19 protein-coding genes and 1 tRNA gene are annotated in these 21,122 nt (G+C 62.8%); 7 read left to right on the forward strand and 13 right to left on the reverse strand.

Annotated elements, in window-relative coordinates:
• The first annotated feature begins 54 nt into the window (after nucleotides 1-54).
• A tRNA-Pro gene (locus CK910_RS05895) sits at nucleotides 55-131 on the forward strand.
• Here CK910_RS05895 and CK910_RS23635 read toward each other — a convergent pair.
• The 3 genes from CK910_RS23635 to CK910_RS05910 form a co-directional block, all read right to left on the reverse strand.
• A complete protein-coding gene (locus CK910_RS23635; RefSeq protein WP_157774599.1) occupies nucleotides 120-329 on the reverse strand; it encodes a hypothetical protein in 210 nt (69 codons plus the stop codon). The two genes, CK910_RS05895 and CK910_RS23635, sit on opposite strands and share 12 nt — an antisense overlap.
• 169 nt (nucleotides 330-498) lie before the next feature.
• Nucleotides 499-1,026, reverse strand: coding sequence for an AbiTii domain-containing protein (locus CK910_RS05905; RefSeq protein ID WP_042870309.1), 528 nt, complete (start codon nucleotides 1,024-1,026; stop codon nucleotides 499-501).
• A 123-nt stretch (nucleotides 1,027-1,149) separates the two neighbouring features.
• A complete protein-coding gene (locus CK910_RS05910; RefSeq protein WP_043142803.1) occupies nucleotides 1,150-1,614 on the reverse strand; it encodes a thioesterase family protein in 465 nt (154 codons plus the stop codon).
• Nucleotides 1,615-1,747: 133 nt separating this feature from the next.
• Here CK910_RS05910 and recQ point away from each other — a divergent pair, with 133 nt between their 5' ends.
• Nucleotides 1,748-3,571: an ATP-dependent DNA helicase RecQ gene (gene recQ / locus CK910_RS05915; RefSeq protein ID WP_043142799.1), complete on the forward strand. Its 1,824-nt coding sequence runs from the start codon at nucleotides 1,748-1,750 to the stop codon at nucleotides 3,569-3,571.
• A gap of 93 nt (nucleotides 3,572-3,664) precedes the next feature.
• Here the strand turns inward: recQ and CK910_RS05920 are convergent, their stop codons facing one another.
• A complete protein-coding gene (locus CK910_RS05920; protein WP_098981558.1) occupies nucleotides 3,665-3,964 on the reverse strand; it encodes a c-type cytochrome in 300 nt (99 codons plus the stop codon).
• 104 nt (nucleotides 3,965-4,068) lie between these two features.
• Between CK910_RS05920 and CK910_RS05925 the strand changes: the two genes are divergently transcribed.
• The 3 genes from CK910_RS05925 to CK910_RS05935 all read left to right on the forward strand — a co-directional run bounded on the left by CK910_RS05925 (nucleotide 4,069) and on the right by CK910_RS05935 (nucleotide 6,638).
• Nucleotides 4,069-5,496, forward strand: a complete 1,428-nt coding sequence (locus CK910_RS05925) for a protein adenylyltransferase SelO (RefSeq protein ID WP_098981560.1) — start codon at nucleotides 4,069-4,071, stop codon at nucleotides 5,494-5,496.
• A 10-nt stretch (nucleotides 5,497-5,506) separates the two neighbouring features.
• Nucleotides 5,507-5,794: a DUF3630 family protein gene (locus tag CK910_RS05930; protein WP_098981562.1), complete on the forward strand. Its 288-nt coding sequence runs from the start codon at nucleotides 5,507-5,509 to the stop codon at nucleotides 5,792-5,794.
• A gap of 169 nt (nucleotides 5,795-5,963) precedes the next feature.
• Nucleotides 5,964-6,638, forward strand: coding sequence for a 7-cyano-7-deazaguanine/7-aminomethyl-7-deazaguanine transporter (locus CK910_RS05935; RefSeq protein WP_098981564.1), 675 nt, complete (start codon nucleotides 5,964-5,966; stop codon nucleotides 6,636-6,638).
• Between the two features lie 273 nt (nucleotides 6,639-6,911).
• Here CK910_RS05935 and rraA read toward each other — a convergent pair whose 3' ends face one another.
• Nucleotides 6,912-7,397 (reverse strand): ribonuclease E activity regulator RraA, encoded by a 486-nt coding sequence (gene rraA / locus CK910_RS05940; protein ID WP_021138460.1) that lies wholly within the window; start codon nucleotides 7,395-7,397, stop codon nucleotides 6,912-6,914.
• A 146-nt stretch (nucleotides 7,398-7,543) separates the two neighbouring features.
• On the opposite strand from rraA, the gene CK910_RS05945 reads away from it, so the two are divergent.
• Nucleotides 7,544-9,397 (forward strand): methyl-accepting chemotaxis protein, encoded by a 1,854-nt coding sequence (locus CK910_RS05945; RefSeq protein WP_098981566.1) that lies wholly within the window; start codon nucleotides 7,544-7,546, stop codon nucleotides 9,395-9,397.
• Nucleotides 9,398-9,468: 71 nt separating this feature from the next.
• Here CK910_RS05945 and mgtE read toward each other — a convergent pair whose 3' ends face one another.
• The 6 genes from mgtE to CK910_RS05975 all read right to left on the reverse strand — a co-directional run bounded on the left by mgtE (nucleotide 9,469) and on the right by CK910_RS05975 (nucleotide 17,416).
• On the reverse strand, nucleotides 9,469-10,893 hold the full coding sequence (mgtE, locus tag CK910_RS05950) for a magnesium transporter (RefSeq protein ID WP_172955245.1): 1,425 nt from the start codon (nucleotides 10,891-10,893) through the stop codon (nucleotides 9,469-9,471).
• Between the two features lie 152 nt (nucleotides 10,894-11,045).
• Nucleotides 11,046-12,452 carry a siroheme synthase CysG gene (gene cysG / locus CK910_RS05955; protein ID WP_098981570.1) on the reverse strand — a complete coding sequence of 469 codons (1,407 nt, stop codon included), beginning with the start codon at nucleotides 12,450-12,452 and terminating at the stop codon, nucleotides 11,046-11,048.
• Between the two features lie 12 nt (nucleotides 12,453-12,464).
• Nucleotides 12,465-13,271 carry a nitrite transporter NirC gene (nirC, locus tag CK910_RS05960; RefSeq protein WP_098981572.1) on the reverse strand — a complete coding sequence of 269 codons (807 nt, stop codon included), beginning with the start codon at nucleotides 13,269-13,271 and terminating at the stop codon, nucleotides 12,465-12,467.
• Between the two features lie 51 nt (nucleotides 13,272-13,322).
• Nucleotides 13,323-13,640, reverse strand: a complete 318-nt coding sequence (gene nirD, locus CK910_RS05965) for a nitrite reductase small subunit NirD (RefSeq protein ID WP_098981574.1) — start codon at nucleotides 13,638-13,640, stop codon at nucleotides 13,323-13,325.
• Nucleotides 13,640-16,186, reverse strand: a complete 2,547-nt coding sequence (gene nirB, locus CK910_RS05970; RefSeq protein ID WP_172955246.1) for a nitrite reductase large subunit NirB — start codon at nucleotides 16,184-16,186, stop codon at nucleotides 13,640-13,642. Before nirB ends, nirD begins: the two co-directional genes overlap by 1 nt.
• 294 nt (nucleotides 16,187-16,480) lie before the next feature.
• Nucleotides 16,481-17,416: a LysR family transcriptional regulator gene (locus tag CK910_RS05975; protein WP_098981578.1), complete on the reverse strand. Its 936-nt coding sequence runs from the start codon at nucleotides 17,414-17,416 to the stop codon at nucleotides 16,481-16,483.
• A gap of 196 nt (nucleotides 17,417-17,612) precedes the next feature.
• Here CK910_RS05975 and CK910_RS05980 point away from each other — a divergent pair, with 196 nt between their 5' ends.
• Nucleotides 17,613-19,055: an MFS transporter gene (locus CK910_RS05980; RefSeq protein WP_098981580.1), complete on the forward strand. Its 1,443-nt coding sequence runs from the start codon at nucleotides 17,613-17,615 to the stop codon at nucleotides 19,053-19,055.
• Between the two features lie 20 nt (nucleotides 19,056-19,075).
• On the opposite strand, the gene hslU is transcribed toward CK910_RS05980, so the two are convergent.
• Both hslU and hslV read right to left on the reverse strand, forming a co-directional pair.
• On the reverse strand, nucleotides 19,076-20,404 hold the full coding sequence (hslU, locus tag CK910_RS05985; protein ID WP_043142767.1) for an HslU--HslV peptidase ATPase subunit: 1,329 nt from the start codon (nucleotides 20,402-20,404) through the stop codon (nucleotides 19,076-19,078).
• A 54-nt stretch (nucleotides 20,405-20,458) separates the two neighbouring features.
• Nucleotides 20,459-21,007: an ATP-dependent protease subunit HslV gene (gene hslV / locus CK910_RS05990; protein ID WP_043142765.1), complete on the reverse strand. Its 549-nt coding sequence runs from the start codon at nucleotides 21,005-21,007 to the stop codon at nucleotides 20,459-20,461.
• Nucleotides 21,008-21,122: the final 115 nt, after the last annotated feature.

The raw sequence follows: 21,122 nt of genomic DNA on the forward strand, positions 1-21,122 counted from the left end.
AAAAAAGGCTTGTGTCATGTCGGGGCATTAGGTAAATTCTCGCCCCGCAGACATCGGTGTGTAGCGCAGCTTGGTAGCGCACTTCGTTCGGGACGAAGGGGTCGGAGGTTCGAATCCTCTCACACCGACCATATTAGAAAAGGCCGCTCAATGAGCGGCCTTTTCGCATCTGGATTTTGCCGATCCCGGTACGGAATATCCTGCTGGTTGCTGGTTGCTGGTTGCTGGTTGCTGGTTGCTGGTTGCTGGTTGCTGGTTGCTGGTTGCTGGTTGCTGGTTGCTGGTTGCTGGTGGTGGCATATCGATACCGATGCGGCTTTCTTGCTCATCTATCCGGCTGCCGTCGTGGTGCGCAGACATTAAAAGGGCCACCGCTCGGTGGCCCAGGGTGGAGTCTGATCCTGACTCCGGCACTCTAGATTGTGGCAATCTCGCTATGGGTCTTGTCTATGGTGCCCTCCTTGCGCCCCCCCCCCCCCCCCCCCCCTAGGCGCTTACTCAGATATGCCAGTGCTGATGCCGCAATGCCTTGAAGCTGTGTTGAGGTTGCAAGGCCGCGTGCTTGGGGTACTCACTAATGAAATGTTCGATTCCCTCCATCAGTTGTGAACGTAATGAAGACACGGGCTCATGCCAGGCTTGCAGGCATAAATGGCCGGGGATCAACTGCTCCTGATAATCTTCCAGCAGCTGCTCTGGCCAGGGTTCAATACCGGAATTGCGTTGCAGTAGATAATGGGCGGCGGGTTCACGGGCATAGATGAACTGAATCTGGGCCAGATCGCGTTGGCATAGCGTTTGACTGTTGATATGACAGGTCAAATATTTTCCCGTCTTCAGATCCAAGAAGTGACCGCGTTGCCGACAGGCTACGATGCGATACCAGGGCAGGGGCGAACAGAGAGAGTATCCCTCAAGCTCCTGTTCCAGCCAGTGGCGACACTCGGGTGTCTGCACCTCGTCGAGCATGGACTCGAGCTGTGTCAACAAGGCTCTGGATGGTTTGGTGGCCAGTTTCGCACTCATCGCCTGCAATCCTCCCTCTGCACACAATCCCGAATTTCAGTATGGACCCGCGGGCGGCAGAGGGGGTAAGGATTCTAATGATTAAAATCAGATTAGCAGCGTGGTTTTTATGCAATGGGTGAGTCAGCCCACCAGATAGGTGCCGGTACCGAAGGCGATGTGGGTGCCCTCTTCGTTGTGCAGCTCCATCCGGGCGACGGCAACCTTGCTGCCGGCGCGGATGATGTGGGCGGTGGCGATGAACTCGTTGCCGCGGCCCGGGCGCAGGTAGTCCACCCGCAGATCTATGGTGCCGAGGCGGGAGAAGCGCTCCTTGAGGTAGCTGGGGGAAAAGTCTTCCAGCTCGTCGATGCAGGAGGCGGCGACTATCATGCCGCCGGCCACATCCAGCAGGCTGGCGGTGACGCCGCCGTGCAAGATGTTGTGAAAGGGGTTGCCGATCAGCTTGTCATCCATCTTGATGCGCAGCTCCACCTTCTCGAAGTCGTAGTGGGTCACCTGCATGCCAATCAGCTTGTTGAACGGCATCCGCTCGGCGAACAGGTTGGCAATGCCACTGAGCGCCATCTTTTTCAGCATGTGTTTCATTCTCTGATACCGATCCCTGTCATCAAAGCCGAGTAAAAACTCCAGCCAGTCTGCAACACTTCCTTAACAGTCGCAATGGCAGGTTTATTGTGAGCGGCGGCTGCTTTAGAATGGCGACCCCAAAGGAGAGCCCATGACCGTCATTGCCGAAACCTTGCCAGATACACCACTTGCCTTGTTGCAGGCGGTATTCGGCTACCAGCAATTTCGGCCGGGCCAGCTGGAGATCATCGAGCAGATAGTGGCGGGACGCGATGCCATGGTGCTCAAGCCCACAGGTGGCGGCAAGTCACTCTGCTTCCAGATCCCGGCGCTGCTGCGACCCGGGCTGGGCGTAGTTGTCTCCCCGCTTATCTCGCTGATGAAGGATCAAGTCGACAGCCTGCGCGCCAACGGTGTGGCGGCCATCTACATCAACTCGGCCCTGAGCCGGGAGGAGATGATCCAGAACTTTGCCGCCATGCGTCGCGGCGAGATCAAGCTGCTCTACGTCTCCCCCGAGCGCTTGTTGCAGCACGAGTTCATGGATCGGCTGGCGGAGCTGCCGCTCGGCCTGTTCGCCATCGACGAGGCCCACTGCGTCTCCCAGTGGGGACACGATTTTCGGCCGGAATACGCGGCGCTCGGGCGGCTCAAGCAGTGGTTCCCCCAGGTGCCCGTGGTGGCGCTCACCGCCACCGCCGACGAGGCGACCCGCAGCGACATGCTGCACCGGTTAGAGCTCAATGATCCCTTTATCCACACCGCCAGCTTCGACAGGCCCAATATCCGCTACAGCCTGGTGGAGAAGTTCAAGGCGGCGGAGCAGTTGCTGCGCTATGTGCAGAGCCAGAAGGGCAACTGCGGCATCGTCTACTGCTCCAGTCGCAATCGGGTGGAGGAGGTGGCCGAGCGCCTCTCCCGCCACGGCAGCAAGGCTGCGCCCTACCACGCCGGTCTGCCCCTGGCCCAGCGCCAGCAGACCCAGGATGCCTTCCTCAAGGACGACATCGAGATAGTGGTGGCGACGGTGGCGTTCGGCATGGGTATCGACAAGCCGAACGTGCGCTTCGTGGTGCACTACGACATTCCCAAGAACATCGAGTCCTACTATCAGGAGACGGGCCGGGCCGGCCGCGATGGCACCCCGGCCGAGGCGCTGCTGCTGTACGATCCCGCCGACATAGGCCGGGTGCGCCGCCTGCTCGACAACATAGAAAACCCCCAGCAGTTGCAGGTTGAGCAGTACAAGCTCAACGTGATGGCGGCCTTCGCCGAGGCGCAGACCTGCCGTCGCCAGGTGCTGCTCAACTACTTCGGCGAATACAACGACAAGCCGTGTGGCAACTGCGATATCTGTCTGGATCCGCCCAAGAGCTACGACGGCACCGAGGATGCCCAGAAGGCGCTCTCCTGCGTCTGGCGGGTGGGGCAGAACTTCGGGGTGGGTTACGTGGTGGAGGTGCTGCGCGGCTCCCTCAACCAGCGCATCAAGGATCACGGCCACGACAAGCTGTCGACCTACGGCATCGGCAAGGATCAGAGCCACGAGTACTGGATGAGCGTGATCCGCCAGCTGATCCACAAGGGGCTGCTGACCCAGAACATCACCCGCAATCTGGTGCTGCAGCTGACCGAGGCGTCCCGCCCCGTGCTGCGTGGCGAGATGAAGCTGGAACTGGCGGTACCACGGCTGCAGCCCATCTCCAGTCGCAAGGAGAAGCGCAACGGCCTGCTGGACAACGCCAACTACGACAAGCGGCTGTTCAAGGAGCTGCGCGGCCTGCGCAAACAGATTGCCGAGGATGAAGAGGTGCCACCCTACGTGGTGTTCAACGACGCGACCCTGGTGGAGATGGCGCAACTGATGCCGATGACCGAGGCGGAGATGCTGGCGGTCAATGGCGTCGGGCATCGCAAGCTGGAGCGCTTCGGTGAAGCCTTTATGGACCTTATCATCGACTACTGCCGTCGCTAGGGTCGATTAGCGAAGCCTAATCGACCGCAGCAGGTGCACTCCTGGATGAGGGCACGTCAGGAGTGGGGCGCCCGTCCGCCGGGCGCCGAGAGGTTATTTCAAGCTGGCGTAATAGGCCGCCAGGTTCTCCATGTCGGCCTCGGTGAGCGGCGCCATGAAGGGCACCATCAGGGGTTCCTTGCGACTGCCCTCCTTGAAGGCTTTCAGCTGTTTCACCAGATAGGCGGCATTCTGGCCGGCCAGATGGGGATAGTTGGGGATCAGTGCCTTGCCCTCGACCCCATGGCAGGCGGAGCAGACCGCCGCCTTGGCCTTGCCCGCCTCGATATCGGCCGCCTGGGCCTGTCCCCACAACAACATCAGCAGGGGCAGGGCGCCCAACCATCTTTGCATCTTCTTCTCCTTGAAATGAAATAGCGCGATCGCCTGTTAGCCGAACTCGGCCGACGGCGGTATAAAGAGTGACACGAGCATACGCAGGGACGAATCGCACTACCATGAAGCTGATCAACACTTTCGCCACCGAACTGCCCTGGGCCTGTGAGCCAGTGGCTCCCCAGCCGCTGCGCGAGCCCAGCTTGCTGCACCTCAACCATGGCCTGCTTAACGAGCTGGGACTGGGCGATGTCGGCGAAACAGACTGGCTTGCCTGTTGTGGTCTGGGCCAGCCGCTGCCCGGCATGCAGCCGGTGGCCCAGGTCTATGCGGGTCATCAGTTCGGTGGTTACAGCCCGCGGCTCGGTGATGGCCGTGCGTTGCTGCTGGGGGAGCAGCTGGCACCGGATGGTCAGGGCTGGGATCTGCACCTGAAAGGGGCGGGCAAGACCCCCTTCTCCCGCTTCGGTGACGGCCGCGCCGTGCTGCGCTCCAGCATCCGCGAGTATCTCGCCTCCGAGGCGCTGCATGCCCTCGGCATTCCCACCACCCGTGCGCTGGTACTGGTTGGCAGCCAGGAGCCTGTCTACCGGGAACAGGAAGAACGCGGGGCGACAGTGCTGCGCACAGCCCCGAGCCACCTGCGTTTCGGTCATATCGAATATTTCGCCTGGAGCGGGCAGGGAGAGAAGATACCTCTGCTCATCGACTATCTGCTGCGTCACCACTTCCCCGAGCTGAACAATGGGGCCGAACTGTTTGCCGAGGTGGTGCGGCGCACCGCGCGGCTCATCGCCAAGTGGCAGGCCGCCGGTTTCTGCCACGGCGTGATGAACACCGACAACATGTCGCTGCTCGGGCTGACTCTGGATTACGGCCCCTACGGTTTCATCGATGCCTATGTGCCGGACTTTGTCTGCAATCACTCGGATCCGGGTGGCCGCTACGCGCTGGATCAGCAGCCGGCGGTGGGTTACTGGAACCTGCAGAAGCTGGCGCAGGCGCTGGCGGACCATGTGGACGGCGAGGCCCTGGCCGCCGCGCTGGCCGAGTATGAACATCAATTGATGCTGCACTACTCCGAACTGATGCGCGCCCGGCTCGGGCTGGCGGTGTGGGAAGAGGAGGACCCGGCGCTGTTCCGCGAGCTGTTCCGGCTGCTGGCGAGCCAGGGAGTGGACTATCACCTCTTCCTGCGCCGGCTGGGTGAGGTTACTCAGCAGGGGGATTTGCCCGCCTCCCTGTTGGCACTGCTGCCGGATCCTGCGCTCTGGCAGCAGTGGCTCGCGCTCTATCGGGCACGACTGGTGCGGGAGGGAAGCGAGGATGCCGCCCGCAAGCGGCAGATGGACGCCGTCAATCCCAAGTATGTGCTGCGCAATGCCCTGGCCCAGCAGGCGATAGATGCCGCCGAGGCGGGGGATATGACTCCGTTCGAGCGGTTGTTTGCGGCCTTGCAGCACCCCTATGATGAGCAACCGGAATATGAAGATCTCGCCACCCCTGCACCCGCGTGGTATTGCGGTGGCGAGCTTTCTTGCAGCAGTTGAGGGATGAGAGATGAATTGGCGTGTAACACGGACAGACATTGAGTCAGCCGTGCTGATACTGGATTGTCCCGGACTCTGCTGGGATACCTTTCCGGCGCTGGCCGAGGCCTTGCTGCAGGAGTGGGAGCTCAGGCTGCTCGACAGGGAGTGGGGCGCCGATCGCCACGGCTGGTTGCTGGAATTTGAAGGCAGCCAGCTCAGGCTGGAGTATGAACACCATAGCGGTTGCTGGCTGACGGCGGTGCAGCCGGTCGATCGCGAGGTATTGCTCTGGCTCGGTCGCCAGCATAGAGGCTGAACGGGCTGCCTGGGGCGCATGACCTTGCCCTTCGATGACAATGGCCGCTGGTCGAATCAACAGCATAAAGATTGAACTATCAGTTGGGGGGCGTATAATCTCGCCCCTCAATTATCGCCAATGGTGGCGGTATGGGTTCCCTAACCCCATTAACCAAAAAGGTCACAATATGCATTTGACCCCTGCTCAGCACCAGACGGCGCTGGTGCGCCTCTCGTTGTTCCACATCCTGATCATCGCCAGCAGCAACTACCTGGTGCAGCTGCCGATCACCATCTTCGGCTTCCACACTACCTGGGGTGCCTTCAGCTTCCCGTTCATCTTCCTGGCCACCGATCTGACGGTGCGGATCTTCGGTGCCGGTCTGGCGCGCAAGATCATCCAGACCGTGATGTTGCCTGCGCTGGCCGTTTCCTATGCGCTCTCCGTGTTGTTCTTCGAGGGCAGTTATCAGGGCATGGGCAATCTGGCGGAGTTCAATCTGTTCGTGGCGCGTATCGCGCTGGCCAGTTTCATGGCCTATCTGGTGGGCCAGTTCATGGACGTGGTGGTATTCAACCGGCTGCGGCTGCTCAGGGCCTGGTGGGTGGCGCCAGCCGCCTCGACCCTGTTCGGCAACCTGGTGGATACCATCGCTTTCTTCAGCATCGCCTTCTGGCGCAGCACGGATCCCTTCATGGCCGAGCGCTGGGTCGAGATCGCAACCGTGGACTATGTATTCAAGTTGCTGATAAGCCTTGGTTTGTTTGTGCCTCTCTACGGCGTCTTGCTGCGTTATCTCAGTCGCAAGCTGGTGGGCGAGGCCGGATTGGCCGGTCTGCAAACGGCGACGCGCCAGGCCTGATGCAATTGACCACCCCAGCGGTGGTCAATTTTTTTGCACGTTTGGCAAATAAGAGTTGCTTAGTTAAATGAGAATGATTATTGTTAACTTGTTTTCCGGGAAAGACTTCATTCGTTCCAACGTGATGGACTTCTTGTGAAGGCACGACATTGCTCACATTGCTTCCAGTTATAGGGCCAGTTCTTCTGGCCCTCTTTTTTTGCTTTTTTTCAGCAAGTTGCAGCCATAAAAAATGGGAGCCAAGGCTCCCATCGTCACAACTCAGGTTGCGGCTTACTCGATATCGAGCGCCTCAGGGGAGAGGATCACCCCTGTGGTGTCTGCGTAGAGATGATCATCCGGCAGGAAGGTGACGCCACCGAAGTTGACCGGCAGATCCGTCTCCCCCACGTCCTTGCTGTCGGCGCCCACCGGAATGGCGGCCAGTGCCTGAATGCCGATATCCAGATCTTCCAGGATGTCGACTTCGCGCACGCAGCCGTAGCAGACGATGCCTTCCCACTCGTTCTCGGCTGCCGTAGTGGCGATCTCGCTGTCGATCAGGGCGCGGCGCATGGAGCCACCGCCATCGATCAGCAGCACGCGGCCGACGCCGTTCTCTTTGACGAGTTCACGGATCAGGCCATTCGATTCGAAGCATTTGACTGTGGTGATGACGCCGCCGAAAGAGGCGCGGCCGCCGAAGGAGCAGAGCATGGGTTCGAGTACATCCACCATGTCCTGATAGATGTCGCACAGTTCTGAAGTGTTGTATTCCATAGTGTCAAATCCACGGCTGGAAACAGGTGGGATCCAGTATAAGGAGTGGGACTGGCATTTCAATGAATATTCCTTGAACAACAACAGGGATGGCGTTTTCTGCATAAGCTCAATGCAGTTCATTCCCTGTTCGTGAGAGGTCCATCGTGCTGATCCGTCATAAGTTGATCCTGAACACAGTGCTGGTGGCCATTGCCATGCTGGTGCTGAGCGGTTTGTTTCTCTACTCCAGCCAGGTGAGTCGCCACCTGACCGAGGCTCAGCGCAACGTGGATGCGCTCGAGATTGCCATGCTGAACCTGCGGCGGGCCGAGAAGGATTTCCTGATCCGCAAGGATTTGGCTTTCGTCGATCGCTTCAACCAGGGGCTTGCCGATTTTCACAAGCTGGACCAGACCCTGAGTGCCGATGACAACCTGAGGGCCGTGAACGGCGAGCTGGCCCGGCTGGATCAGCAGATGGGGGCCTATGGCAAGGCCTTCAACGATCTGGTGGCACAGCAGCAGACCATAGGGCTGGGGCCGGAAGATGGTCTCTACGGCCGTCTGAGGGCGGCTGTGCATCAGGTCGAGGAGGGGCTCAAGCAGCTGGATCAGCAGGGGTTGATCATCACAATGCTGCAGCTGAGGCGGGCGGAGAAAGACTTCATGCTGCGCTCCGACATCCAGTATCTGGAGCGTTTCCAGACCTTGCACAAGAGCTTCCAGGAGAGCCTGGCGACGCTGCCGGAGGCGGACCGTGGCAAGCTGGAACAGGCCAGCCTGCAGTATCGGCAGGACTTCGCCGCTCTGGTGGAGGGCATGCAGGTGCTGGGGCTGAAAGAGGATGAGGGGCTGCGCAACCAGATGCGGGACTTGGTGCATCAGACCGAGCAGGGCTTCACCGCACTCGGTCAGCACATAGCCGACGAATTGGTGCGGCAGACCTCGCGCCTCAACAGCCTGATGCTGGTCTGCGGCGGCGTGATCATAGTGCTGATCGGCATCATGAGCATCTTGCTGGGCCGCAGCATAGACAGGCCCATCTCGCGGGTGAACGACACAGTCAACCGCATCCGCCAGGACAACGACCTGCGCCTCAAGATAGAGCTGCAAGGGGCCGACGAGATGGCCCAGCTGGCAGGCAATCTGGACGTGATGCTGGGGGGCTTTCGCCATCTGATCGGCGATGTGAAGCAGAGCGTGCACACCCTGACCGAGGCGGCGGATCACCTCTCCAGCAACGTCAGGCGCACCAGCGAGGGGGCGTCACGCCAGTTGCAGGAAACCGACATGGTGGCGACGGCCTCCACCGAGATGGGCTCCACCATAGAGGAGATAGCCCGCAACACAGAGCAGGCCGCCAACAATGCCCAGGCCACCAACAACAAGGCGATGGAGGGGCGCACCGCGGTCGAGAACACGGTTCGCCAGATCCGCTCGCTGGCCGGCAATCTGGAGAGCTCCTCCCAGGAGGTGGCCCAGTTGCAGAAAGAGAGCGAGACCATAGGCTCCGTGCTGGACGTGATCCGCGGCATCGCCGAGCAGACCAACCTGCTGGCGCTCAATGCGGCTATCGAGGCGGCGCGGGCTGGGGATCAGGGCCGAGGTTTTGCGGTGGTGGCGGACGAGGTGCGCAGCCTCGCCATCCGTACCCAGAAGTCGACCCAGGAGATAGCCGGCATCATCAGCTCGCTGCAGAAGCAGACCGGCAGCATAGTGGGCATGATGGCGACCTGTCGCGAGCAGGGCAACAGCAGCTCGGAGCAGGCCAGCACGGCGGGTGAGCTGCTGGGGCAGATCACCCAGGATGTCACCCACATCATGGACATGAGCACCCAGATAGCCGCGGCCATCGAGCAGCAGAGCCTGGTGGCCAACGAGGTGAACCGCAACGTCAACAACATCCGCGACATAGCCCAGGAGTCGAGCCTGATGGCGGAGGAGAATGCCAAGTCCAGCCAGGGCCTGACCGAGCAGGCTAAGTTGCTCAACCAGGCGGTGGCCAAGTATCGGGTCTAGCGGCCAGACCCCTGGAACAGCAAAAAGGGAGCCGTGCAGGCTCCCTTCTTCATCGAGATGACTCGCCCCAGCTAGATGAGGAACAGGGTCGCCAGCCCGAGGAAGATGAAGAAGCCGCCGGTGTCCGTGATGGCGGTGATCATCACGCTGGCACCGATCGCCGGATCCCGGCCGAGACGCGACATCGTCATGGGGATGATGACCCCCATCAGGGCGGCGACCAGCAGGTTGATCATCATGGCCAGCGTCATCACGGCGCCCAGCGCCGCATCCTGATAGAGGGCATAGGTGGCCAGCCCCATGGTGCCGCCCCACACCAGACCGTTGATCAGTGCCACCCCCAGCTCGCGCCACAGCAGGAAGGAGACGTTGCCCGCCTGTATGTGCTGCAGCGCCAGCGCCCGCACTATCATGGTGATGGTCTGGTTGCCCGTGTTGCCGCCTATCCCCGCGACGATTGGCATCAGGGCCGCCAGCGCCACCAGTTGCGATATGGTGTGCTCGAACAGGCCTATGACCCGGGAGGCCACGAAGGCGGTACAGAGGTTGATGGCGAGCCAGGCCCAGCGGGTCTTGACCGCCTTGTTGACCGGGGCGAATACGTCTTCATCTTCACTGATCCCCCCCATGCGGCGCAGATCCGTGTCGCTCTCCTCATACACCAGATCCACCACCTCGGCGACTGTGAGGCGGCCCATCAGCTTGCCGCGGCCGTCGATGACGGCGGCGGAGACCAGGTCGTCCCGCTCGAAGGTTCGGGCCGCCGCCTCGTCGTTGTCCTCCGGATCGAAGGTGACAGGATCCCGCTCCATCACCTCGCCGACCAGGGTCGCCGGCTTGTGCAGCAGCACAGTGGTGAGCGGCAGCTCCCCCTGCAGCCGGTTGCGCCTGTCGATGACAAACAGCTTGTCGGTGTTGACGGGGATCTTGCCGCGCAGGCGCAGGTAGCGCTGCACGGTCGCCAGGCTTACCTCGGCGCGCACCGTGATGAGCTCGAAGTCCATCATGGCGCCGACCGTGTGCTTGCCGTAGCGGATCACCTCTCTTACCTGGTCGCGCTGGGGGGGTGCCATGGAGGTGAGCAGTCGGCCCATCAGGTTGCGGGGCAGGTATTGGCCCAGATAGATCTGATCGTCTATGTCCAGAGTGCGCAGGGCGTGCAGCAGCGCCTTGTCGCTCATGCCGCTGATCAGGCTGTCCCACACAGTCTCCGAGGCCTCGACCAGCACCTGGCCATGTTTCTCCGGGTCTACTTGCTGCCAGAGCACATGGCGCTCGTCCGGCGGCAGGGATTCCAGCGCATCGGCGATGTCGGCGGCCGGCAGGCTGTTGACCAGTCGCGTCAGCTCGCTGGTCTGATCCCGCAGCTCGGCATCCTGTACCGTCTGCGGATCCAGCAGGCTGTCGGTGAGGGCATCATCGGTCAGCAGCAGGGTGAGAATGCGCGATCTGTCTTGTTCACGCTGCTTGGCGCTGTTCTTGACGGGGAGAGACATGAAACAGAATTCCTGAATTCGGTTGGCCGGATGACCTTCCCCATAGGATACCAGACTCAAAACAAGAGGTTATGACCATGAATGCGGTAAGTGCGGATAAAAAAACCGCCACCATTGTGGTGACGGTCTCAATGGCGAGGCTGACGGCCGGCTCAGGCCAGTGCGGCGGCCTGCGAGGGGGCACCAGTCTGACCGAACCAGGCGAGCTGGTCGGCCAGGGTGACCACGGATCCCACCATGATGAGAGCCGGACTCTCGACGCCTATCGCCAGCTCGGCCAGCTGATCCAGGGTGCCGCGAATGACCCGCTGGCTCGGCTGGGTGCCGCGCTCGACCAGGGCCACCGGGGTGTCGCCCTCCTTGCCGTGCGCCATCAGCTGCTCGCGGATGGTGGCGCAGCTTGATAACCCCATATAGAACACCAGGGTCTGCTTGTCCCGGGCCAGCAGGGGCCAGTCGAGATCCTGGGTGCCGCCCTTGCCGTGGGCGGTGACGAAGCGCACGCTCTGGGCATGATCGCGGTGGGTGAGCGGGATGCCGGCGTAGGCGGCGCAACCGCTCGCCGCCGTGATCCCCGGCACCACCTGAAAGCCGATGCCGCTGCCGACCAGCGTCTCCAGCTCCTCGCCGCCCCGGCCGAAGATGAAGGGGTCGCCCCCTTTCAGCCGCACCACCCGTTGCCCTTTTTTAGCCTCATCCAGCAAGAGTTGGTTGATCCCCTCCTGGGGCACGCAGTGGTTGCCCGCCTGCTTGCCGACGAAGATGCGTTTGGCGTCCCGTCTGACCAGCGCCATCACCTCGTCCGACACCAGACGGTCATGGACCACCACGTCCGCCTGCTGCATCTGGCGCAGGGCGTGCAGGGTGAGCAGACCGGGATCACCGGGGCCGGCACCCACCAGGATCACTTCACCCTGGCTGGCCCCCTCCTCGGCGAACAGGTTGTCGGCCAGCTGATTGGCCGAAGCCTGATCCCCTCGTGCCAGTGCCTGACCGAGCCGGTCGGCGCCGAGCAGGCGCTCCCAGAACTGGCGGCGCTCCCCCATGCTGGCGAAGCGGGCCTTGACCCGCTCCCGCAGGCCACCGGCGAAGGCCGCCACGGCACCGAGATGCTGGGGCAGCAGGGCCTCAAGCTTCTCGCGCAGCAATCGGGCCAGCACAGGAGCTTTGCCGCCGGAGGAGATGGCCACCATCAGCGGCGAGCGGTCGATGATCGACGGCATGATGAAGCTTGAGCGCTTGGGATCGTCTACCACGTTGGCAAAGATGCCCGCCTGGTTCGCGCTCTGGTACACCAGTGCATTGACCTCGCGCCTGTCGGTGGCGGCCACCACCAACCACTTGCCCGTCAGCTGCGCCGGCTCGAATTCACCGGCCCGCCACTCGATAGCCCCGGCGTCGGCCAGGGCAGCCAGCTCGGGATCGAGCTCGGGAGACACCACCGTCAGGCTGGCACCGGCGTCCAGCAGCAGGCGCGCCTTGCGCTCCGCCACTTCGCCGCCGCCGACCAGCAGCACGGGTTTGTTATCGAGTCGACAGAAGATGGGCAAGTAGTCCATGGGACCTCCGGATCAGGCGGTTTGAGTCTGGCTGACGGTGTTCTCGGTCACGGCAACCGGGCGCTCCGCCTTGGGGGTGGCATACCAGTAGCCCAGACCCATGAAGAGGGCGCCGGATACGGTATTGCCGAGGGTCACCCACAGCAGGTTGTGACCGATGCCGCCCAGGGTATAGGCGTCTGAGTTAGCGCCGAACCAGGAGAGGGCGAACAGGGTCATGTTGGCGACCGAGTGCTCGTAGCCGGAGGCGATGAAGGCCAGCAGACACCACCAGATGGCGATGAACTTGGCGGCGCCCTCGGTGCGCAGCGCCATCCAGATGGCGAGGCAGACCAGCCAGTTACAGAGTATGCCCTTCATGAACAGGGTCAGGGCCGGCGCCTGGGTCTTGGCCAGCGCCACCTTGTGGGCCAGACTGCCCGCGTCCGGCAGCAGGCTGCCGCCGTAGGAGTAGATCAGCGCCACCGCGATGGAGCCGAGCAGGTTGCCGGCCCAGGTCTGGGGCAGGATGCGCAGCAGATCCCCCATGGCGATCTTGCCGGTCTTCACCCCGAAAGTGAGGAACATGGTGTGGCCGGTGAACAGCTCGGAGCCGGCGATGATCACCAGGGTCAGGGCGATGCCGAAGGTGGCCCCCATCACCAGCGGACGAACGCTGGGATCCACCAGGTTGCCCAGGGTGAAGATGAGGATGATGCCGAGGCCCACATAGGCCCCTGCCATGGCGGAGCTGAGCCAGAAGCCGAGCTTGTCATCCCGCTCGAAGCGGTTGATGCGGGCCGCGTTGGCGGCGCACTTGTTGATGCTGTCGGTATACATGTTGATTCTCTTTAGAGGGGCAGCCCGCGGGCAGCCCTGATATGCATGGTGTTAGACGGCGATCCAGACTTGCTGGTCACGTACTTCGACCGGGTAGCCCTGCACAGACATGGCCGCGTTCTCGAGGCAGTGGCCGTCGCTCAGACGGAAGTGCTGCTTCTTGAGCGGGCTGGCGACCCAGAGCTCGCCCTCGTGTTCGCAGATGATGCCCCGCGACAGCACGTTGGCGGCGAAGAAGGGGTCCCGGTTGTCGATGGCGAACACCTCGGCCGCTTCGCTCGGGCGGAACAGCGCGATCTGACGACCTTCGATCAGGGCGCAAACGCCTGTACCCGGAAAAATATCATTGAGTTGGCATGCGAGTTTCATCACTTTGCCTCCATGTCGATCTGGTAGACGGGGATGCGCTCGGCCGGGGTGGCCGGTCTGTGCTGCTCACGTTCGGTGACGAACTGCACGTCCGGGTCGCGCTTGCCGCTGTTGATGAAGTGGCTGAAGCGCTTGAGCTGCTCCTCTTCATTCAGGGTGCGGGACCATTCGCATTCGTAGCTGTCGATCAGCACCTGGATGTCGTGCTCCAGAGTGGCATTCAGTCCCAGCTTGTCGTCGACTATCACTTCGCGCAGGTAGTCGACGCCCCCTTCCAGGTTGCCGAGCCAGACCGAGGTGCGTTGCAGTTTGTCGGCGCTGGTGACGTAGAACATCATGAAGCGGTCGATCAGCTGGATGAGGCTCTCGCGGTCCAGATCCGAGGCGAGCAGGTCGGCGTGGCGCGGCTTCATGCCACCGTTGCCGCCCACATAGAGGTTCCAGCCCGCGTCCGTGGCTATGATGCCGACGTCCTTGCCCTGGGCTTCCGCGCATTCACGGGTACAGCCGGAGACACCGAACTTCATCTTGTGCGGGGTGCGGATGCCCTTGTAGCGGTTCTCGAGGAAGACCCCGAGGCCGACGCTGTCCTGTACGCCGAAGCGGCACCAGGTGCTGCCGACACAGGTCTTGGCCATGCGCAGCGCCTTGGCGTAGGCCTGTCCGGTCTCGAAGCCGGCGGCCAGCAATTTGCGCCAGATGGCGGGCAGATCGTCTTTCTGGGCGCCGAACAGGCCGATGCGCTGGGCGCCGGTGATCTTGGTGTAGAGCTTGTAGTCGCGGGCCACCTCGGCCACCGCCAGCAGGCCTTCCGGGGTCACCTCGCCACCGGCCATGCGCGGGATGACGGAGTAGGTGCCGTCCTTTTGCATGTTGCCGAGGAAGATGTCGTTGGTGTCCTGCAGTTGGGTGTTGAGGGGGCTCAGCACATAGTCGTTCCAGCAGGAGGCGAGGATGGAGCCGACCGTGGGTTTGCACACCTCGCAGCCGTAGCCCTGGCCGTGCTTGCGCAGCAGCTCGTCGAAGCTCTTGATCCCTTCCACCTTGACCAGGTGGAACAGCTCCTGGCGGGAGTAGGAGAAGTGGCCGCAGAGGTGGTTGTTGACCTCGATACCCTGTTTCACCAGCTCGGCGTTGAGCACCTGGCTGATGAGGGGCACGCAGCCGCCGCAACCGGTACCGGCCTTGGTGTGCTGCTTGATGGCGGCCAGGGTGGTATGCCCTTCCGCGACCGCCTGGGCGATGTCGCCCTTGGAGACGTCGAAGCAGGAGCAGATCTGGGCGCTGGCGGGCAGGGCGTCCACCCCCAGGGTCGGCTTGGCACCGGCGTAGGCGGGCAGGATCAGGGTATCCGGGTGGGCGGGCAACGGCATGGCGTTGAGCATCAGCTGCAGCAGGTTGCCGTAGTCGTCGACGTCGCCGACCAGCACGGCACCGAGCAGGCGGCTGTTGTCTTCGCTCACCACGATTTTCTTGTAGACGCCGGCCTGGTCGTCCTGGAACACGTAGCTGTGACTGCCGGGAGTGCGGCCATGGGCATCGCCGATGGAGCCGACGGAGACGCCGAGCAGCTTGAGCTTGGCGCTCATGTCCGCCCCTTCGAAGCGGTTGTCGCCGCCGAGCAGGTGATCGACGGTGACCTGAGCCATCTTGTAGCCCGGTGCCACCAGGCCGAAGAAGCGACCCTGCCAGGCGGCGCACTCGCCGATGGCATAGATGTCTGGATCCGAGGTGAGGCAGTGATCGTCGATCAGCACGCCGCCACGGTCGGCGATGGTCAGCTCAGAGTAACGACCGAGGGTATCTTGCGGGCGTATCCCGGTGGAGAAGACCACCACGTCCACTTCCAGCTGGCTGCCGTCGGCGAAGGCGAGGCGGTGTTTGGCCTCCTTGCCGCCGTGCATCAGGATCTCGCTGGTGCTCTTGCTGGTGTGCACCTGCACGCCCATGGATTCGATCTTGCGGCGCAGCAGCTGGCCGCCCTGACCGTCGAGCTGTTCTGCCATCAATACAGGGGCAAATTCCACAACGTGGGTCTCGAGGCCCAGGGCCTTGAGGGCGCCCGCCGCTTCCAGACCGAGCAGGCCACCGCCGATCACCACCCCGTTCTTGCCGCTCTTGGCGGCGCTGCGGATGGCTTTCAGATCCTCGATGGTGCGGTAGACGAAGCACTCATGATGCTCGCTGCCCTTGATCGGCGGCACCCAGGGGTAGGAGCCGGTGGCCAGTACCAGCTTGTCATACTCGACCACAGTGCCCTTGTTGGAGTGCACCTCGCGCTTGGCGCGATCGATCAGCTTGACCGCCTCGCCGAGCAGCAGGCGGATGCCGTGCTTCTCGTAGAAACCGGGTTTGACGAGGGAGAGATCTTCGCTGGTGTGGTGGGAGAAGTAGGAGGAGAGATGGACACGATCGTAGGCGGGACGGGGTTCTGCACCGAAGACGGTGATCTCGAACTGGCCGGGATCGGACCGCTCGATCAACTCTTCGATGAAGCGGTGCCCCACCATGCCGTTACCTATGACGGCCAGTCTGACTTTGCTCATGATTGCCTCTGGATTGGAGTAATAAAACATCATTCTGGGGTTAGGCTACCCAGTCGGCGGGGGCGGGCAATTGATGTAAATCAAGTGTCTATTTATATATCCCCAAAGGGGTGCTTTGGTGAAATTGAAAGCTATTTATAAATAGGTATACCAGTAGTCAAATTGGCCGCGTCTGTTGGAATGAGGGGCGTGAGTGGGGCCAATGGGGAATCCTGGCTGCCACTGAGCCAGCCATCGATATGCGGGAGCGGATAGGGCTAGCGGGGAGTGGTTCTGTGGGCACTCAACCGGTTGTTAACTTTCACCACGCTTGTCACTGCTCTGCCGCGTGCCATAAGGGGGTCTGGCACAGGTCTCGCGGATGAGGTGACGCAGCCAGCGGTGGGCCGGATCGGCGTCCAGTCGCGGGTGCCAGAGCAGGGCCAGGGTGATGCCGGGCAGGGGGAAGGGCAGGGGCAGCCTCACCAGGGAGTCATGCAGGCTGGCGCAGTGCAGCTCGGGCACGGTCGCCACCAGATCGCTGCCGCGCACCAGGGCCAGCGCCGTGGCAAAGCCGGGCACCAGGGTGGTGACGGTGCGCTCCAGCTTGAACACGGCGAGCGCCTGGTCGATGGGGCCATGTTCCCGCCCGCGGCGCGACACCATGATATGGCGGGCGGCGGCGTAACGGGCGGCGGTCAGGGGCCCTTCGCACAGGGGGTGACCCGGCCTCACCACGGCGACGAAATGATCGTGGAACAGGGCCTGGGTATGGAGCTCGGGCGCCGTGTTGGCCCCTATCACCCCGGTTTCGAAATCCAGCTCGCCGCCGCGCAAGGGGCCGCTCTCCTTGTCGGGCTTGGCCACGAAGTGCAGTCGCACCCCGGGCGCTTCGACGGCGAGCCTGGCCAGCAGGGCCGCGCCGACGCTCTCCACGAAGCCATCGCTGGCGCGCAGGCGAAAGGTGCGCACCAGGTGAGCCGGATCTATCTCCCGCTCGGGGCGCAGCACGGCCTCGGCATCTTGCACCAGCTGACCGACTTGCTCGCGCAGCGCCAGCGCGCGCGGGGTCGGCACCAGACCCCGGCCCGCCCGCACCAGCAGGGGATCTCCCGTGGTCGCGCGCAGCCGGGCCAGGGCCCGACTCATGGCGGAGGGGCTGAGTCGCAGCCGTCTGGCGGCGCCGGCCACGCTGCCCTCATCAAGCAGCGCATCCAGGGTGATCAGCAGGTTGAAATCAGGGGTGCTCATGGTCGTGCCCTCGCCGGTCTGGTATGCGGGGTGATCAGCCGATGGCGATCATATCTGTGTGCTGACTCATCATACGCGAGAATCCATGGCTTCATATGGCGTGTCGTGCAGCTATAAGCTGCATCTCGTGCGTCTTCCGCCGGATCAGCGTCAGGGCTAGCCTTGTGGTCATCCTGGTTCGCTTGAGGTCATATCCATGTCATACCCCAGCATAATTCCCTCTCCCTGGGTTCGCCGTGCCGGCTTGCTGGCACTCGGCCTCGCCACCCTGTTGCCCATGCTGGCGGGGAGCATGGCCAACATGGCGCTGCCCGCGCTGGGACAGGCGTTTGCCGCCCCCTTCGCCAGCCTGCAGTGGGTGCTGGTGGCCTACCTGCTGGGGATCACCTGCCTGACCCTGGTGGCCGGCCGGCTCGGCGACAGGTTTGGCCGGCGCCGCCTGTTGCTGGGGGGCGTGGCGCTGTTTGCGCTGGCATCCCTGCTGTGCGCCCTGGCGCCGACCATAGGCTGGCTGATTGCGGCGCGTGTCCTGCAGGGGGTCGGTGCGGCCTGCATGCTCTCTCTGGCGCTGGCCATGGTGGGGCAGCTTGTACCTGCGGCGCAGCGTGGCCGGGGCATGGGGCTGCTCGGTACCCTGTCGGCCTGCGGCACTGCCCTTGGCCCCTCGTTCGGCGGCCTGCTGATCGGCGGGTTTGGCTGGCAGGCCCCCTTCCTGTTGCTGGTACCCGTCAGCCTGCTGGCGCTGGGTGCCGGCATGGTCGGTCTGCCACCTGAGGGGGCTTTGCCACAAAGAGAGAGGGTGATGCTGACGAGCCTGTCGATGCTGGTGGTGGCGCTGCTCTGCTACGGGCTGGCGCTGACCTCGGGGGGCACCCCGGCGCTGGGCTGGTGGGCGGGGGCACTGCTTGGCACTGCCTTGTTCGTTCGCCGCGAGCGCCGTGCCCGTTTCCCCCTGCTACCGCTGGCACTGCTGGCTGACTCCCGGCTCAAGGGTGGCCTGCTCGCCAGTGCGCTGGTGGCCAGCGTCATGGTGCTGACCCTGCTGATCGGCCCCTTCTACCTGCACGGCGTGTTCGAGCTCGACATGGCGACGGTTGGGCTCATGATCTCCGGCGGACCCCTGCTGGCGGCCCTGACGGGCATGCCTGCCGGCTGGCTGGTGGACAGGTTCGGTTCGCGCCGGGTCGCTCGGCTGGGGTTGATGGCCATGATGAGCGCGCTCCTCGGGCTGGCCACCCTGAGCGCCGGATATGGCCCGCTCGGTTATCTGCTGCCCATACTGCTGCTGACCGCCGGCTATGCCCTGTTCCAGACCGCCAACAACAGCGCCGTGGTGGGGGCGGCAACCGAACAGGCGCGGGGATCTGTGGCCGGCTTGCTGACCCTGTCGCGCAATCTGGGCCAGCTGACGGGGGCGGCCGGACTCGGTGGCCTGTTTGCCACCCTGGTGGGAACGCCCAACCTGGCCACGGCCATGCCGGCGGATCTGGTGTTCGGCATGCAGATCAGCTTTGTCCTGGGTGGCCTGCTGATTGGCGCCGCGATCTGGCTGACGGGAAGAGGCCACAGTGGCGCACCGGTCGAAACGATTCAGGAGGGAGTCGAAAACGAAGACGCCTCCGCAAGGGAGGCGTCTTGAATGATGACGGTAGGGCGCGCTTACAGGATAAAGCGGCTCAGATCCTCGTCCTCGATCAGCGCCCCGAGGTGGGCGTTGACGTAGTCGGCGTCTATGGTGAAGGTCTCGCCGGACTTCTCGGAGGCATCATAGGAGATGTCTTCCATCAGCCGCTCCATCACGGTGTGCAGGCGGCGGGCACCTATGTTCTCGGTGCGCTCGTTGACCTGCCAGGCCGCTTCGGCCAGACGGCGGATGCCATCCTTGGTGAACTCGATCTTGACCCCTTCGGTGGCCATCAGCGCCTGGTACTGATCGGTGAGCGAGGCGTTCGGCTCGGTCAGGATGCGCTCGAAGTCATCCGTGGTGAGCGCGGTCAGCTCGACCCGGATCGGCAGGCGACCCTGCAGCTCGGGGATGAGATCCGACGGGCGGGCCACCTGGAAGGCACCGGAGGCGACAAACAGAATGTGGTCTGTCTTGACCATGCCGTGCTTGGTGTTGACGGTGCAGCCTTCCACCAGCGGCAGCAGGTCGCGCTGTACCCCTTCGCGGGAGACATCCGGGCCCGAGCTCTCGCCGCGCTTGCAGATCTTGTCGATCTCGTCGAGGAAGACGATGCCGTTGTTCTCGACCGCGGCGATAGCCTTCTGCTTCAGCTCTTCCGGGTTGACCAGACGGGCCGCTTCCTCTTCGATCAGCGCCTTCATGGCCTCTTTGACCTTGATCTTGCGCTTCTTTTTCTGGTTCTGACCCAGGTTCTGGAACAGCCCCTGCAACTGGCTGGCCATCTCTTCCATGCCCGGCGGGGTCATGATGTCGACGCCCATGGGGCTGGCTGACAGCTCGAGTTCTATCTCCTTGTCATCCAGCTGGCCTTCCCGCAGCTTCTTGCGGAAGATCTGGCGGGTATTGGAGTTGTCGGCCTTCTCCTCCTCGCCCCAGCTGTTGCGCGGGTTGGGCAGCAGGGCGTCGAGGATGCGCTCCTCGGCGGCTTCCTCGGCGCGGTATTTCATCTTCTCCATCTCGGTCTCGCGCACCAGCTTGATGGCGACGTCGGTCAGATCGCGGATGATGCTGTCCACTTCCTTGCCCACATAGCCCACCTCGGTGAACTTGGTGGCTTCCACCTTGATGAAGGGGGCGTTGGCCAACTTGGCCAGACGACGGGCGATCTCGGTCTTGCCGACCCCGGTCGGGCCTATCATCAGGATGTTTTTCGGGGTCACCTCGTGGCGCATCTCTTCATCGAGCTGCATCCGGCGCCAGCGATTGCGCAGGGCGACGGCGACGGCACGCTTGGCGTCGGCCTGACCAATGATGTGTCGGTCCAGCTCATGGACGATTTCTCTCGGGGTCATCTCGGACATGATGGCATTCCTGTATCCGGGGCGGGCAGGGCCCACCCCTTGCAAATGGGGGGCTTACTTGGGCTCTGCTTCTTTCGGATCGTAATTCAGCACTTCGACCGTGTGATGCTGGTTGGTGAAGACGCAGATGTCGCCCGCGATCTTGAGGGACTTCTCGACGATGCTCTTGGCGTCGAGATCCGTGTTCTCCAGCAGGGCGGTGGCGGCGGACTGGGCGAAGTTGCCGCCCGAGCCGATGGCGATCAGATCATGCTCCGGCTGCACCACGTCACCGTTGCCTGTGATGATGAAGGATTTGTTTTCATCGGCGACCGCCAGCAGGGCCTCGAGACGGCGCAGGGCGCGATCGGTGCGCCAGTCTTTGGCCAGCGCCACGGCGGCGCGTTCCAGATTACCCTGATGGGCCTGCAGTTTGGCTTCGAAGCGCTCGAGCAGAGTGAAGGCATCGGCAGTGCCGCCGGCAAAACCTGCCAGCACCTTGCCGTTATAGAGACGATGAACCTTGCGGGCGTTGCCCTTCATGACGGTGTTGCCGAGGGATACCTGGCCATCACCACCTATCACGACTTGGCCGTTGCGGCGGACAGAAACTATGGTAGTCACTTTACTTACCTCGCTTGAGCCGAATAACGGCCTGACTGTGCATGGCAAGAAAGATGGGGATGGGTTTGGCGCTTTTCAACCCTGGCGGATTATCCGCAACGGGTCGACTTCCGTT

Origin of the sequence: Aeromonas sp. CA23, assembly GCF_002587065.1 — a bacterium.
Taxonomy (GTDB): Bacteria; Pseudomonadota; Gammaproteobacteria; order Enterobacterales; family Aeromonadaceae; genus Aeromonas; species Aeromonas bestiarum.